This window comes from Streptomyces sp. NPDC087263, assembly GCF_044744645.1.
Taxonomy (GTDB): Bacteria; Actinomycetota; Actinomycetes; order Streptomycetales; family Streptomycetaceae; genus Streptomyces.
In genome coordinates this window covers 274,308-288,185 of sequence record NZ_JBIUYT010000010.1, presented here as the reverse complement: position 1 = coordinate 288,185, position 13,878 = coordinate 274,308, and the positions used below count along the sequence as shown (strand labels likewise).

The 13,878-nt window shown below is 65.4% G+C and carries 7 protein-coding genes; 6 read left to right on the top strand and 1 reads right to left on the bottom strand.

All coding sequences use genetic code 11. The features are described 5' to 3' along the window. The first annotated feature begins 183 nt into the window (after positions 1-183). Complete coding sequence (gene rpoB, locus ACIPC1_RS30980) at positions 184-3,669, top strand: DNA-directed RNA polymerase subunit beta (RefSeq protein ID WP_402522875.1); 3,486 nt, start codon at positions 184-186, stop codon at positions 3,667-3,669. A 94-nt stretch (positions 3,670-3,763) separates the two neighbouring features. Then, the gene (locus tag ACIPC1_RS30975) at positions 3,764-7,663 is read left to right on the top strand and encodes a DNA-directed RNA polymerase subunit beta' (RefSeq protein ID WP_365442145.1); all 3,900 of its coding nucleotides are present in this window, start codon (positions 3,764-3,766) and stop codon (positions 7,661-7,663) included. A 149-nt stretch (positions 7,664-7,812) separates the two neighbouring features. Here ACIPC1_RS30975 and ACIPC1_RS30970 read toward each other — a convergent pair whose 3' ends face one another. Beyond that, complete coding sequence (locus tag ACIPC1_RS30970) at positions 7,813-9,111, bottom strand: glycosyltransferase family 39 protein (protein ID WP_402522872.1); 1,299 nt, start codon at positions 9,109-9,111, stop codon at positions 7,813-7,815. Positions 9,112-9,484: 373 nt separating this feature from the next. On the opposite strand from ACIPC1_RS30970, the gene rpsL reads away from it, so the two are divergent. From rpsL to tuf, 4 genes are all read left to right on the top strand, one after another. Further along, the gene (gene rpsL / locus ACIPC1_RS30965) at positions 9,485-9,856 is read left to right on the top strand and encodes a 30S ribosomal protein S12 (protein ID WP_050372972.1); all 372 of its coding nucleotides are present in this window, start codon (positions 9,485-9,487) and stop codon (positions 9,854-9,856) included. Positions 9,857-9,858: 2 nt separating this feature from the next. Next, on the top strand, positions 9,859-10,329 hold the full coding sequence (gene rpsG / locus ACIPC1_RS30960; RefSeq protein ID WP_055517367.1) for a 30S ribosomal protein S7: 471 nt from the start codon (positions 9,859-9,861) through the stop codon (positions 10,327-10,329). A gap of 39 nt (positions 10,330-10,368) precedes the next feature. Next, the gene (fusA, locus tag ACIPC1_RS30955; protein ID WP_384380377.1) at positions 10,369-12,498 is read left to right on the top strand and encodes an elongation factor G; all 2,130 of its coding nucleotides are present in this window, start codon (positions 10,369-10,371) and stop codon (positions 12,496-12,498) included. A 167-nt stretch (positions 12,499-12,665) separates the two neighbouring features. After that, positions 12,666-13,859, top strand: a complete 1,194-nt coding sequence (gene tuf, locus ACIPC1_RS30950) for an elongation factor Tu (RefSeq protein WP_365442151.1) — start codon at positions 12,666-12,668, stop codon at positions 13,857-13,859. Positions 13,860-13,878: the final 19 nt, after the last annotated feature.

The window sequence follows — 13,878 nt, the reverse complement described above, 5'->3', positions numbered from 1 at the left end:
ACCCTTTGCGCTGCCTGTTAGCTGCCTCCTGCCCGTCACCAGGGGCATACTCGTGTACGAACACTGGGGAATGGATCGTCTCTGACCTGGCCTTTTCTGGCCGATTCGGGAACGCCTCAACTCTGTGTCCGACATGGGACCGGTACGCGCGTAGTGAGTCCGAGCCCTCGGAAGGACCCCCTCTTGGCCGCCTCGCGCACTGCCTCGACCGCGAATACGAACAACGGCGCCAGCACCGCCCCGCTGCGCATTTCCTTTGCAAAGATCAAGGAGCCCCTCGAGGTTCCGAACCTTCTTGCGCTGCAGACCGAAAGCTTCGACTGGCTGCTCGGCAACGCCTCGTGGAAGGCTCGTGTCGAGGCGGCTCTGGAAAGTGGACAGGACGTCCCCACCAAGTCCGGTCTTGAGGAGATCTTCGAGGAGATCTCTCCGATCGAGGACTTCTCAGGGTCGATGTCCCTGACGTTCCGCGACCACCGCTTCGAGCCCCCGAAGAACTCCATCGACGAGTGCAAGGACCGTGACTTCACGTACTCCGCGCCACTCTTCGTCACCGCCGAGTTCACCAACAACGAGACCGGCGAGATCAAGTCCCAGACGGTCTTCATGGGCGATTTCCCGCTCATGACCAACAAGGGCACCTTCGTCATCAACGGCACCGAGCGTGTCGTCGTGACGCAGCTGGTCCGTTCGCCGGGTGTCTACTTCGACTCCTCCATCGACAAGACGTCCGACAAGGACATCTTCTCGGTCAAGGTCATCCCGTCCCGGGGTGCCTGGCTGGAGATGGAGATCGACAAGCGCGACATGGTCGGTGTCCGCATCGACCGCAAGCGCAAGCAGTCCGTCACCGTTCTCCTGAAGGCTCTCGGTTGGACGACCGAGCAGATCCTGGAGGAGTTCGGCGAGTACGAGTCCATGCGCGCCACCCTGGAGAAGGACCACACCCAGGGCCAGGACGACGCGCTGCTCGACATCTACCGCAAGCTGCGTCCGGGCGAGCCGCCGACCCGTGAGGCCGCGCAGACGCTGCTCGAGAACCTCTACTTCAACCCCAAGCGCTACGACCTGGCCAACGTCGGCCGTTACAAGGTCAACAAGAAGCTGGGCGGCGAAGCCCCGCTGGACGCCGGGATCCTGACCGTCGAGGACATCATCGAGACGATCAAGTACCTGGTGAAGCTACACGCCGGTGAGACCGAGACCGTTGGTCCCAACGGCACCTCGATCGTCGTCGAGACCGACGACATCGACCACTTCGGCAACCGTCGTCTGCGCAACGTCGGCGAGCTCATCCAGAACCAGGTCCGCACGGGTCTGGCTCGTATGGAGCGCGTCGTCCGCGAGCGCATGACGACTCAGGACGTCGAGGCGATCACGCCGCAGACCCTGATCAACATCCGGCCGGTCGTCGCCTCCATCAAGGAGTTCTTCGGCACCAGCCAGCTGTCGCAGTTCATGGACCAGAACAACCCGCTGTCGGGTCTGACCCACAAGCGCCGTCTGAACGCGCTGGGCCCTGGTGGTCTGTCGCGTGAGCGGGCCGGCTTCGAGGTCCGTGACGTTCACCCGTCGCACTACGGCCGCATGTGTCCGATCGAGACCCCTGAAGGCCCGAACATCGGTCTGATCGGCTCGCTCGCCTCCTACGGCCGGATCAACGCGTTCGGTTTCGTCGAGACCCCGTACCGCAGGGTCACCGGTGGTGTCGTCACCGACGAGGTCGACTACCTCACGGCTGACGAAGAGGACCGATTCGTCATCGCGCAGGCCAACGCGCCGCTCACCGAAGAACTCCGGTTCGAGGAGTCCCGCGTGCTGGTCCGCCGTCGTGGCGGAGAGGTCGACTACGTCCCCGGTGACGACGTCGACTACATGGACGTCTCGCCGCGCCAGATGGTGTCGGTCGCGACCGCCATGATCCCGTTCCTCGAGCACGACGACGCCAACCGTGCCCTGATGGGCGCGAACATGATGCGTCAGGCCGTGCCGCTCATCAAGTCCGAGGCGCCGCTGGTCGGCACCGGCATGGAGTACCGCTGCGCGGTCGACGCCGGTGACGTCCTGAAGTCGGAGAAGGACGGTGTGGTCCAGGAGGTCTCCGCGGACTACATCACCACCGCCAACGACGACGGTACGTACACCACGTACCGCCTCGCGAAGTTCTCCCGCTCGAACCAGGGCACCTCGGTCAACCAGAAGGTTGTCGTCGACGAGGGTGACCGGGTCGTGGCCAGTCAGGTTCTGGCCGACGGTCCGGCGACCGAGAACGGCGAGATGGCGCTCGGCAAGAACCTGCTCGTGGCGTTCATGCCGTGGGAGGGTCACAACTACGAGGACGCGATCATCCTGTCGCAGCGCCTCGTACAGGACGACGTCCTCTCCTCGATCCACATCGAGGAGCACGAGGTCGACGCCCGTGACACCAAGCTCGGCCCCGAGGAGATCACCCGGGACATCCCGAACGTCTCCGAGGAGGTCCTCGCCGACCTCGACGAGCGCGGCATCATCCGTATCGGTGCCGAGGTCGTCGCCGGTGACATCCTCGTCGGCAAGGTCACGCCCAAGGGCGAGACCGAGCTGACCCCCGAGGAGCGCCTGCTCCGCGCGATCTTCGGTGAGAAGGCGCGCGAAGTGCGCGACACCTCGCTGAAGGTGCCGCACGGCGAGATCGGCAAGGTCATCGGCGTCCGCGTCTTCGACCGTGAAGAGGGCGACGAGCTGCCGCCGGGCGTGAACCAGCTGGTTCGTGTCTACGTGGCGCAGAAGCGCAAGATCACGGACGGTGACAAGCTCGCCGGCCGCCACGGCAACAAGGGCGTCATCTCGAAGATCCTGCCGATCGAGGACATGCCGTTCCTGGAGGACGGCACCCCGGTCGACATCATCCTCAACCCCCTCGGTGTCCCGTCCCGAATGAACCCGGGACAGGTCCTGGAGATCCACCTCGGCTGGCTCGCCAGCCGCGGCTGGGACGTCTCCGGGCTCGGCGAGGACTGGGCGCAGCGCCTCCAGGCCATCGGCGCCGACAAGGTCGCTCCGGGTACCAACGTCGCCACCCCCGTCTTCGACGGTGCGCGTGAGGACGAGCTGGCCGGCCTGCTCCAGCACACCATCCCGAACCGCGACGGCGACCGCATGGTGCTCCCGACCGGCAAGGCAAGGATGTTCGACGGCCGCTCCGGCGAGCCGTTCCCGGAGCCGGTCTCGGTCGGCTACATGTACATCCTGAAGCTCCACCACCTGGTCGACGACAAGCTGCACGCCCGCTCGACCGGTCCGTACTCGATGATCACCCAGCAGCCGCTGGGTGGTAAGGCCCAGTTCGGTGGCCAGCGCTTCGGTGAGATGGAGGTGTGGGCGCTTGAGGCTTATGGCGCCGCGTACGCCCTCCAGGAGCTGCTGACCATCAAGTCCGACGACGTCACCGGCCGCGTGAAGGTCTACGAGGCCATCGTCAAGGGCGAGAACATCCCAGAGCCCGGCATCCCCGAGTCCTTCAAGGTGCTCATCAAGGAGATGCAGTCCCTGTGCCTCAACGTGGAGGTGCTGTCCTCGGACGGCATGTCCATCGAGATGCGCGACACCGACGAGGACGTCTTCCGCGCGGCGGAGGAGCTCGGCATCGACCTGTCCCGGCGCGAGCCGAGCAGCGTCGAAGAGGTCTGACGGGAGTCCGGCGGGCTCAGGGATGAGCCCGCCGGCCCCAGGACCCCCGTATCAGACCCCTAAGACTTACAACCCTGAGAGGGATTGACGCATAGTGCTCGACGTCAACTTCTTCGATGAGCTCCGGATCGGTCTGGCCACCGCTGACGACATCCGTCAGTGGAGCCACGGCGAGGTCAAGAAGCCTGAGACCATCAACTACCGCACGCTCAAGCCCGAAAAGGACGGACTCTTCTGCGAGAAGATCTTCGGTCCGACCCGGGACTGGGAGTGCTACTGCGGCAAGTACAAGCGCGTCCGCTTCAAGGGCATCATCTGTGAGCGCTGTGGCGTAGAGGTCACTCGTGCCAAGGTGCGCCGTGAGCGGATGGGCCACATCGAACTGGCCGCGCCCGTCACCCACATCTGGTACTTCAAGGGCGTTCCGTCGCGTCTTGGCTACCTGCTCGACCTCGCTCCGAAGGACCTGGAAAAGGTCATCTACTTCGCGGCGTACATGATCACGTACGTCGACGACGAGCGTCGTACGCGTGACCTGCCCTCGCTGGAGGCGCACGTCTCCGTCGAGCGTCAGCAGGTCGAGAACCGTCGCGACTCCGACCTCGAATCCCGTGCCAAGAAGCTTGAGGGCGACCTGGCCGAGCTCGAGGCCGAGGGCGCCAAGGCCGACGTACGCCGCAAGGTGCGCGAAGGTGCCGAGCGTGAGATGAAGCAGCTGCGTGACCGTGCGCAGCGCGAGATCGACCGTCTCGACGAGGTGTGGAGCCGCTTCAAGAACCTCAAGGTCCAGGACCTGGAGGGCGACGAGCTTCTCTACCGCGAGCTGCGTGACCGCTTCGGCACGTACTTCGACGGTTCGATGGGTGCCGCGGCGCTGCAGAAGCGCCTGGAGTCCTTCGACCTGAACGAAGAGGCCGAGCGGCTTCGCGAGATCATCCGTACCGGCAAGGGCCAGAAGAAGACCCGTGCGCTCAAGCGCCTGAAGGTCGTCTCCGCGTTCCTGCTGACCAGCAACAAGCCCAAGGGCATGGTCCTCGACTGTGTCCCGGTCATCCCGCCGGACCTGCGTCCGATGGTGCAGCTGGACGGTGGCCGCTTCGCGACCTCCGACCTGAACGACCTGTACCGCCGCGTGATCAACCGCAACAACCGTCTGAAGCGACTCCTTGACCTCGGCGCCCCCGAGATCATCGTGAACAACGAGAAGCGCATGCTTCAGGAGGCCGTCGACGCGCTCTTCGACAACGGCCGTCGTGGTCGCCCGGTCACGGGCCCCGGCAACCGTCCGCTGAAGTCGCTGTCGGACATGCTCAAGGGCAAGCAGGGTCGTTTCCGTCAGAACCTGCTCGGCAAGCGTGTGGACTACTCCGCGCGTTCCGTGATCGTCGTCGGTCCGCAGCTGAAGCTGCACCAGTGTGGTCTGCCCAAGGCCATGGCGCTGGAGCTCTTCAAGCCCTTCGTGATGAAGCGGCTCGTGGACCTCAACCACGCGCAGAACATCAAGAGCGCCAAGCGCATGGTCGAGCGCGGCCGCACGGTCGTGTACGACGTCCTGGAAGAGGTCATCGCCGAGCACCCGGTTCTGCTGAACCGTGCGCCGACGCTGCACCGCCTCGGCATCCAGGCCTTCGAGCCGCAGCTGGTCGAGGGCAAGGCCATCCAGATCCACCCGCTCGTCTGCACCGCGTTCAACGCGGACTTCGACGGTGACCAGATGGCCGTGCACCTGCCGCTCTCCGCGGAGGCGCAGGCCGAGGCCCGCATCCTGATGCTGTCCTCGAACAACATCCTGAAGCCCGCCGACGGCCGCCCGGTCACGATGCCGACCCAGGACATGGTCCTCGGTCTGTTCTTCCTGACCACGGACGGCGAGCTGCGTGACGTCAAGGGCGAGGGCCGGTCCTTCGGCTCCACGGCCGAGGCGATCATGGCGTTCGACGCCGGCGAGCTCGCGCTCCAGTCGGCCGTCGACATCCGCTTCCCGGTGGGCACCATCCCGCCGCGTGGCTGGGTGCCGCCGGTCCGCGAAGAGGGCGAGTCGGAGTGGCAGCAGGGAGACGTCTTCCGTCTCCGTACGACGCTGGGCCGTGCGCTCTTCAACGAGCTGCTGCCCGAGGACTACCCGTTCGTCGACTACGCGGTCAGCAAGAAGCAGCTCTCCGAGATCGTCAACGACCTCGCCGAGCGCTACCCCAAGGTCATCGTGGCGGCGACGCTCGACAACCTGAAGGCGGCCGGCTTCTACTGGGCGACCCGTTCCGGCGTCACCGTGGCCATCTCCGACATCGTCGTTCCCGAGGCGAAGAAGGAGATCGTCAAGGGCTACGAGGCGCTGGACGAGAAGGTCCAGAAGCAGTACGAGCGCGGTCTGATCACCAAGGACGAGCGCACGCAGGAGCTCATCGCGATCTGGACCAAGGCGACCAACGAGGTTGCCGAGGCGATGAACGCGAACTTCCCGAAGACCAACCCCATCTTCATGATGGTTGACTCGGGTGCCCGAGGAAACATGATGCAGATGCGTCAGATCGCCGGTATGCGTGGTCTGGTGTCGAACGCCAAGAACGAGACGATCCCGCGCCCCATCAAGGCCTCCTTCCGTGAAGGCCTGTCGGTGCTCGAGTACTTCATCTCGACTCACGGTGCTCGTAAGGGTCTGGCCGACACCGCCCTGCGTACCGCCGACTCGGGTTACCTGACCCGTCGTCTGGTGGACGTCTCGCAGGACGTCATCATCCGCGAGGAGGACTGCGGCACCGACCGCGGCCTCAAGCTGAAGATCGCGGAGCGCGGCGCGGACGGTGTGCTGCGGATGGCGGAGAACGTCGAGACCAGCGTGTACGCACGTGCGCTGGCCGAGGACATCGTCGTCGACGGTGTGGTGCTGGCCCCGGCCAACACCGACCTGGGCGACGTCCTCATCGACGAGGTCGTCAAGCACGGTATCGAGGAGGTCAAGACCCGCTCGGTCCTGACCTGCGAGTCCGCCGTCGGCACCTGCGCCATGTGCTACGGCCGTTCGCTGGCCACCGGCAAGCTGGTCGACATCGGTGAGGCGGTCGGCATCATCGCCGCCCAGTCCATCGGTGAGCCCGGCACGCAGCTGACGATGCGTACCTTCCACACCGGTGGTGTGGCCGGTGACGACATCACCCAGGGTCTGCCCCGTGTCGTCGAGCTCTTCGAGGCTCGTACGCCCAAGGGTGTCGCCCCGATCTCGGAGGCGGCCGGCCGCATCCGTATCGAGGAGACCGAGAAGACCAAGAAGATCGTCGTCACCCCGGACGACGGCAGCGACGAGACGGCGTTCCCGATCTCGAAGCGTGCCAAGGTCATGGTGCGTGAGGGTGACCACGTCGAGGTGGGCCAGAAGCTCACCTTCGGTGCCACCAACCCGCACGACGTGCTGCGGATCCTCGGTCAGCGCGCGGTCCAGGTCCACCTGGTCGGCGAAGTCCAGAAGGTCTACAACTCGCAGGGTGTGTCGATCCACGACAAGCACATCGAGATCATCATCCGGCAGATGCTGCGCCGTGTGACGATCATCGAGTCGGGCGACGCGGAGCTGCTGCCCGGCGAGCTGGTCGAGCGTTCGAAGTTCGAGACCGAGAACCGTCGTGTGGTCCAGGAGAGCGGTCAGCCCGCCTCCGGCCGTCCGCAGCTGATGGGTATCACCAAGGCCTCGCTCGCCACCGAGTCGTGGCTGTCGGCGGCGTCCTTCCAGGAGACGACCAGGGTTCTGACGGACGCGGCGATCAACGCTAAGTCCGACTCCCTGATCGGCCTCAAGGAGAACGTCATCATCGGTAAGCTCATCCCGGCCGGTACGGGCCTGTCCCGCTACCGCAACATCCGGGTCGAGCCGACCGAGGAAGCCAAGGCCGCGATGTACTCGGCCGTCGGCTACGACGACATCGACTACTCGCCGTTCGGCACCGGCTCCGGCCAGGCCGTCCCGCTGGAGGACTACGACTACGGTCCGTACAACCAGTAAGGCGTACGTCTGCCGAAGGGCGGCCACTCCGTTTCGTACGGGGTGGCCGCCCTTCGGCGTGTCATCGTGTGTCGTCGGTGGGCCCAGGGCCTGTACGGGCCCTTCAGCGCCGCTGAGGGCCGTTCTGTGACCCGCTCGCCCTACGGAATCTATGGAATCCCCAGCTCGAAGATCACATAGTGCGCGTACCACCCCGATGCCACCGCGGCCGTCGTGAAGAACACCAGCAGGGTCGGCAGCTTGAGGCGGCTCATCGCGGCTGCCGGGGCGAGGAGCAGCGGGAAGCAGGGGAGCAGGTAGCGCGAGGTGTTGCCGAACATCTGCTGGGTGCCCAGGACGGAGACGATGCCGGCCAGCGTGTAGGCGACCAGCACCAGGGGCGGTCGCTTGCGCAGCATCAGTGCGATCAGGAAGGGCAGGGCCAGCACCAGTTGTACGGCGAGCAGGTCCGGGACGCCGAACGCGAAGATGTAGTCGTGCTTGCCGACCGCCGTGTTGCGCAGGACGTCGTACGTGTAGTGGCCGAAGTCGAAGTAGTGCGCCCACCCCTCCTTCTGGAGTGTGAAGTACGCCGTGAGGTCGCCCGTGCTGAGGCCGACCCAGGTGAGGTAGGTGAGCAGGCCGAGCGGCGCGGCGAAGATGGCGTACACCGGGCCCGAGACCCCGTGTTCTCGTCTGCTCTCGCGCCGGGCGAGCGTGACCAGCGCGGCCAGTCCCACGGCGCCGATGAGCGCGGCGGACGTCGGCCTGCTGAGCCCGGCGGCGAAGGCGAGCAGTCCGGCCGCCACCCACTGGCGTTTCATCACGGCGTAGCAGCACCAGGCCGCTATCGCCACGAACAGGGACTCCGAGTACACCGCCCACTCGGTGCCGGCGCCGGGTGACACGGCCCACAGCCCGGCGGCGATCGTGCCCGCACGGGCCCCCGCGAGCAGCGAGATCACGGCGTAGATGCCGGCCGCGGCGACGAACGAGGCCAGCACCGAGACCAGCAGGCCGGCCCCGAACAGGCCCAGGCCGGTGATCTCGGACACTGCCCGGATCAGACCCGGGTAGAGCGGGAAGTAGGCGACCGAGTTCTGTTTGACCGTGAACATGCCGCCCGGGTCGAGCCGCTCCAGCGGGCCGGGGTCGTACCCCTTCTCCGCGACCTGGAGGTACCACCAGCCGTCCCAGCTGCCGAGCACGTCCCACCAGTGGGCGCCGCCCCCGAAGCGCGGGTTCTTCTCGTGGTACGCGCCGGCGCTTTCCAGCAGCCGGGCGAAGACGCCGAGTCCGACGAGCTTGGTGACGCCGTAGAGGAGCAGGGGGGCGGCGTACGGCCGTACGCCTGCCGGCAGTGCGAGGTGGCCGGCCAGGTGGCCGCCCGGTATTCGCGATCGCCAGTCCCGCCGCTGCCGGTCCGCTATGGCGGACTCCTTCGCCGCGCTGTCGGAGATCGTGCTCATGACGGTTCCCCCCGTCCGGCCACCGGCCCAGAGCGTGACTCACTGTCCGGGTGGTTGTGAACTGTCTGTACGTAAGATCGCGACAGACTCGCACATCCCGGTCCGGACCCGTCCGGAACCCCCCGTGTGCCGGCCGCTGGGCATTTGTTTTGACCACAGCGAATGAGGTAGGTACGCTCATACCTTGTGCCTGGGGTGTGCCCTGGCTCCGCTGCGTGCCTTCGAACCGCAGAGGAAGTCGTAAGCGGCCACCGTGAATCTGCGCTCTTTTCGCCTTGCGGCGGGAGTCTGCAGGCTTCGACACACCCGACCGCGTGGGTCGGTGACGTTCCAGGTTAGCTCCACCATTCGGCACACAGAAACCGGAGAAGTAGTGCCTACGATCCAGCAGCTGGTCCGGAATGGCCGGCAGGACAAGGTCAAGAAGAACATGACGCCCGCACTCGAGGGTTCGCCCCAGCGTCGCGGTGTCTGCACGCGTGTGTTCACGACCACCCCGAAGAAGCCGAACTCGGCCCTGCGTAAGGTCGCGCGTGTGCGTCTGACCAGCGGGATCGAGGTCACTGCGTACATTCCGGGTGAGGGACACAACCTGCAGGAGCACTCGATCGTGCTCGTGCGCGGCGGCCGTGTGAAGGACCTGCCCGGTGTTCGCTACAAGATCATCCGTGGTTCGCTCGACACCCAGGGTGTCAAGAACCGCAAGCAGGCCCGCAGCCGCTACGGCGCCAAGAAGGAGAAGTAGAAATGCCTCGTAAGGGCCCCGCCCCGAAGCGCCCGGTCATCATCGACCCGGTCTATGGATCCCCTCTTGTCACGTCGCTCATCAACAAGGTGCTGATGAACGGTAAGCGCTCCACCGCCGAGCGCATCGTCTACGGCGCCATGGAGGGCCTGCGCGAGAAGACCGGCAACGACCCGGTCATCACGCTCAAGCGCGCTCTGGAGAACATCAAGCCGACCCTCGAGGTCAAGTCCCGCCGCGTCGGCGGTGCGACGTACCAGGTGCCGATCGAGGTCAAGCCCGGTCGCGCCAGCACGCTCGCGCTGCGCTGGCTCGTCGGTTACTCCCGCGCCCGTCGCGAGAAGACCATGACCGAGCGTCTGCTCAACGAGCTTCTCGACGCCTCCAACGGCCTTGGTGCCGCTGTGAAGAAGCGCGAGGACACCCACAAGATGGCCGAGTCCAACAAGGCCTTCGCGCACTACCGCTGGTAGTCGCTACCCCCATCGAGACCGAGAGAAGACCGAAGCCTTATGGCTACCACTTCACTTGACCTTGCCAGGGTCCGCAACATCGGGATCATGGCTCACATCGACGCGGGCAAGACGACCACCACTGAGCGGATCCTCTTCTACACCGGCGTCAGCTACAAGATCGGTGAAGTCCACGACGGCGCTGCCACCATGGACTGGATGGAGCAGGAGCAGGAGCGTGGCATCACGATCACCTCTGCTGCGACCACCTGTCACTGGCCGCTCGAGGACAACGACTACACGATCAACATCATCGACACCCCGGGGCACGTCGACTTCACGGTCGAGGTGGAGCGCTCGCTGCGCGTCCTCGACGGTGCCGTCACGGTGTTCGACGGTGTCGCCGGCGTTGAGCCGCAGTCCGAGACGGTGTGGCGTCAGGCCGACCGCTACGGCGTGCCGCGTATCTGCTTCGTCAACAAGCTCGACCGGACCGGCGCGGAGTTCCACCGCTGTGTGGACATGATCAAGGACCGGCTTGGCGCCGTTCCGATCATCATGCAGCTGCCGATCGGTGCCGAGATGGACTTCAAGGGCGTTGTGGACCTGGTCCGCATGAAGGCGCTCGTGTGGTCCGCCGAGGCGGAGAAGGGCGAGATGTACGACGTCGTCGACATCCCCGCCACGCACGCCGAGGCTGCCGAGGAGTACCGCGGCAAGCTGGTCGAGACCGTCGCGGAGAACGACGACGAGATCATGGAGCTGTTCCTGGAGGGCCAGGAGCCCACCGAGGAGCAGCTGTACGCCGCGATCCGTCGCGTCACCATCGCGTCCGGCAAGTCCAACGACGTCACGGTCACCCCGGTGTTCTGTGGCACCGCGTTCAAGAACAAGGGCGTTCAGCCCCTGCTCGACGCGGTCGTGCGCTACCTCCCGACTCCGCTTGACGTCGAGGCCATCGAGGGCCACGACGTGAAGAACCCGGAGATCGTGATCAAGCGCAAGCCGTCGGTGGACGAGCCGCTGTCCGCCCTCGCGTTCAAGATCATGAGCGACCCGCACCTGGGCAAGCTCACCTTCGTCCGGGTTTACTCGGGCCGCCTGGAGTCCGGCACCGCGGTGCTGAACTCCGTCAAGGGCAAGAAGGAGCGCATCGGCAAGATCTACCGCATGCACGCGAACAAGCGTGAGGAGATCGAGTCGGTGGGCGCCGGCGACATCGTCGCCGTGATGGGCCTGAAGCAGACCACCACCGGTGAGACGCTCAGCGACGACAAGAACCCGGTCATCCTGGAGTCCATGGACTTCCCGGCGCCGGTCATTCAGGTCGCCATCGAGCCCAAGTCCAAGGGTGACCAGGAGAAGCTGGGTGTAGCCATCCAGCGTCTCGCGGAGGAGGACCCCTCCTTCCAGGTTCACTCGGACGAGGAGACCGGCCAGACCATCATCGGTGGTATGGGCGAGCTGCACCTTGAGGTGCTGGTCGACCGTATGCGCCGTGAGTTCAAGGTCGAGGCCAACGTCGGTAAGCCGCAGGTCGCCTACCGTGAGACGATCCGTAAGGCCGTCGAGCGCGTGGACTACACCCACAAGAAGCAGACCGGTGGTACCGGTCAGTTCGCCAAGGTGCAGATCGCGATCGAGCCCATCACCGAGACCGATGGTCCGGCGTACGAGTTCGTGAACAAGGTCACCGGTGGCCGTATCCCGCGGGAGTACATCCCGTCGGTGGACGCCGGTGCGCAGGAGGCCATGCAGTTCGGCATCCTGGCGGGCTACGAGATGACTGGTGTTCGCATCACGCTTCTCGACGGTGCCTATCACGAGGTCGACTCCTCCGAGCTGGCGTTCAAGATCGCCGGTTCGCAGGCCTTCAAGGAGGGTGCGCGCAGGGCCAGCCCCGTGCTGCTCGAGCCGATGATGGCCGTCGAGGTCACCACGCCCGAGGACTACATGGGCGATGTCATCGGCGACATCAACTCGCGCCGTGGCCAGATCCAGGCCATGGACGAGCGTGCCGGTGCTCGTATCGTGAAGGGCCTCGTGCCCCTCTCGGAGATGTTCGGCTACGTCGGCGACCTCCGCAGCAAGACCTCGGGTCGCGCAAGCTACTCGATGCAGTTCGACTCCTACGCCGAGGTTCCCCGGAACGTCGCCGAGGAGATCATCGCGAAGGCCAAGGGCGAGTAACACACCCCGTTTGCACGCTTTAGGCTTGACACCGACCGCCGGGGGTTCAACCCGGCCAAGGGACGAGCGATCGTCCCCGGGACAGAACCCCGGCGGGCGGCATCCCAGCAAAGATCACCTGGCGCCGATGAGTAAGGCGTACCAGAACCACTCCGCAGGAGGACCCAGTGGCGAAGGCAAAGTTCGAGCGGACTAAGCCGCACGTCAACATCGGCACCATCGGTCACATCGACCACGGTAAGACGACCCTCACGGCCGCCATTACCAAGGTGCTGCACGACGCGTACCCGGACCTGAACGAGGCCTCGGCCTTCGACCAGATCGACAAGGCTCCCGAGGAGCGCCAGCGCGGTATCACGATCTCGATCGCGCACGTCGAGTACCAGACCGAGACGCGTCACTACGCCCACGTCGACTGCCCCGGTCACGCGGACTACATCAAGAACATGATCACGGGTGCGGCGCAGATGGACGGCGCCATCCTCGTGGTCGCGGCCACCGACGGCCCGATGCCGCAGACCAAGGAGCACGTGCTCCTGGCCCGCCAGGTCGGCGTTCCGTACATCGTTGTCGCCCTGAACAAGGCCGACATGGTGGACGACGAGGAGATCCTGGAGCTCGTCGAGCTCGAGGTTCGTGAGCTCCTCTCCGAGTACGAGTACGCGGGCGACGACCTTCCGGTCGTCAAGGTCTCGGCGCTCAAGGCTCTTGAGGGTGACAAGGAGTGGGGTCAGACCGTCCTCGACCTGATGAAGGCCGTCGACGAGAACATCCCGCAGCCCGAGCGTGACGTCGAGAAGCCGTTCCTCATGCCCATCGAGGACGTCTTCACGATCACCGGTCGCGGTACGGTCGTCACCGGCCGTATCGAGCGTGGTGTCCTCAAGGTCAACGAGACCGTCGACATCGTCGGCATCAAGACCGAGAAGACCACCACCACGGTCACCGGCATCGAGATGTTCCGCAAGCTGCTCGACGAGGGCCAGGCGGGCGAGAACGTCGGTCTGCTCCTCCGTGGCATCAAGCGCGAGGACGTCGAGCGCGGCCAGGTCATCATCAAGCCCGGTTCGGTCACGCCGCACACCGAGTTCGAGGCCCAGTCCTACATCCTGTCCAAGGACGAGGGTGGCCGTCACACGCCGTTCTTCAACAACTACCGTCCGCAGTTCTACTTCCGTACGACTGACGTGACCGGTGTTGTGACCCTCCCCGAGGGCACGGAGATGGTCATGCCGGGCGACAACACCACGATGACCGTTTCGCTCATCCAGCCCGTCGCCATGGAAGAGGGCCTGAAGTTCGCCATCCGTGAGGGTGGCCGGACCGTGGGCGCCGGCCAGGTCATCAAGATCAACAAGTAGTCCTACTTGTTGGCTTGAA